Origin of the sequence: Methylorubrum podarium (assembly GCF_022179745.1) — a bacterium.
Lineage (GTDB): Bacteria > Pseudomonadota > Alphaproteobacteria > Rhizobiales > Beijerinckiaceae > Methylobacterium > Methylobacterium podarium.
The window spans coordinates 1-2,405 of sequence record NZ_BPRD01000648.1; the positions used below are offsets into that span (position 1 = coordinate 1).

At 72.9% G+C, this 2,405-nt stretch carries 1 protein-coding gene; it reads left to right on the forward strand.

The features are described from left to right. Window positions 1-2,405: PAS domain-containing protein (locus MFF42_RS25265; RefSeq protein ID WP_238258726.1), on the forward strand; the 2,405-nt coding region annotated here is incomplete at both ends.

Below are 2,405 nucleotides of genomic sequence, written 5' to 3' on the forward strand. Positions count from 1 at the left end.
CGTCGTGCCCGACGCCCGCCGCGACCCGCGCTTTTCCGGGCTCGGGATCGTCACCGGCCCGCCCCACATCGTGTTCTACGCCGGCGCCCCGCTGATCCTGCGGCCGGGCGTGCGGCTCGGCTCCCTCTGCCTCGTCGATCCGCGGCCGCGGGACTTCAGCCCGGAGGACGAAGCGGCCCTGCGCGACCTCGCCGAGGTCGTGACGGCGCAGATGCGGCTGCGGCGCGACAACCTCGCCTTCGCCAGCGAGCGGGCGCTGCGCCAGATCCACGAGAGCACCATCCGCGCCCAGGGCGCGGAGATCGAGCGGCGGGCGAGCGCCAACTCCCTCCTCACCATGGCCGAGCAGATCGCCCAAGTCGGCCATTGGCGCATCGACTTCGTCAGCGGCCACCCGATCTACTCCGAGAGCCTGCTGCGCATTGCCGGCCTCGACCCGGCGCCGCCGACGGGCCGGCATCCCGGCCTCGCCCAACTGTGCCATCCCGCCGATCGCGGGCGCGTCGAGGCCATCCTCGCCGCAGCGATCGCGAGCTGCCACGAGTTCGAGTTCGAGACGCGGTTCGCGCGCCCCGACGGAACCGTCCGCGACGTCATGGTCCGGGGCACCTGCAAGTCCGACGAGGCCGGCCGGACGACCGGTCTGTACGGCATCCTCATGGACGTGACCGACCGGCTGCGGATCCAGGCGGAGATGCGCCGCAGCGAGATGCGCTACCGCAGCCTCGCGGACGCCCTGCCGCTGCTCGTCTGGACCATCGACCCGGACAGCGGCGAATCGACCTACGGGAACGCCCGGTTCGAGGACTATTACGGGCCGATCGGCGCCGCGCGGGAGCAGCGGCTGGCCCGCAACCACCCGGACGACGCCGAGGCGATGGAGGCGGCGTGGCAGGCGGTCCAGGCCAGCGGCCGGGGCTACGACGGCCAGTGGCGGCTGCGGGCGCGGGACGGCTCCTATCGCTGGCACAAGCTGTCGGTCACCCCGATCCGCAGCGCGGCCGATCCGGCCAAGGTGGTCGAGTGGATCGGCACCGCCCTCGACATCGACGAGATCGTCTCGGCGCGGCTGGCCGTGGAGGACACGAGCCGCCTGCTCGGCATCGCTCTGGAAGGCGCGGAGGCCGGGACCTTCGACTGGAACCTGCGCACCGGCATCACGGTGCTGTCGCCGGAGAGCGTGCGCCTCTACGGCCTGCCCGAGACCGGCGAGCCGCGGGCGCTCTCGCCGACGGAGTGGACCGCGACCATCCATCCCGACGACGTCGTCGAGGCCTGGAACCGGATCCATCACGCCGTCGATAGCCAGACCCGCTTCACGGCGGAGTACCGGGTGAACGGGCGCTGGCTCTACACCTCAGGCCGCACCCTCTACGACGGCGACGGCCGGCCCTATCGGATGCTCGGGCTGCATCTCGATATCACCGAGCGCAAGGCGGCCGAGGCGGCCCTGCGCGCCGCCACCGCCGAGGCCCGCGCCGCCACGGTGGAGGCCGAGCGGGCGAGCGCGGCCAAGAGCGAGTTCCTCGCGGCCATGAGCCACGAGATCCGCACGCCACTCAACGGCATTCTCGGCTATGCCGACCTGCTCCTCGACCGGCCCGGCCGCGACCCGGAGGATCGGCGCCGCCTGGAACTGATCCGCGTCTCGGGCGAGGCCCTGCTCACCGTCGTCAACGACGTCCTCGACGTCTCGAAGATCGAGGCCGGCCGGCTCGAACTCGACCCGATCCCGTTCGACCTCGGCAAGATGATCGAGGACACCGTCGCGATCACGCGCGGCGGCGCCCTCAAGAGCGCCCTCACCGTCGAGGCGCGGATCGACCCGGACCTGCCCGCGAGCGTCGTCGGCGACGCGAACCGGCTGCGGCAGGTGCTGTTCAACCTGCTCAACAACGCGGTGAAGTTCACCCCCGCCGGCTCCGTCACGCTCACCGTCCGCTACGAGGGGTCCATTCCCGGCGCCGACGGCGGCACCGCCGAAGCCCTGCGCTTCGAGATCCGCGATACCGGGATCGGCATCGCGCCCTCGCAGCGGCACCGGCTGTTCAAGCCCTTCAGCCAAGTCGACGGCTCGATCAGCCGGCGCTTCGGCGGATCGGGCCTAGGCCTCGCGATCTGCCACCGCCTCGTCACCATGATGGGGGGCGAGATCGGGGTCGAGAGCGTGGAGGGCGCCGGCTCGACCTTCTGGTTCACCCTGGCCCTGCCGCGCGCCGCCGCCCCGCTCGCCGCCGAGGCGGCGGAGGGCGCCCGTCGCCCGGACGCGGCGGACGGCGCCCGCCTGCTGCTCGTGGAGGATGTCCCGATCAACCAGACGCTGGCCCGCGCCGTGCTGGAGGCGGAGGGCTACCGCGTCGATGTGGCCGGCGACGGCGCCGCGGCGATCGCGGCGGTCGAGGCCG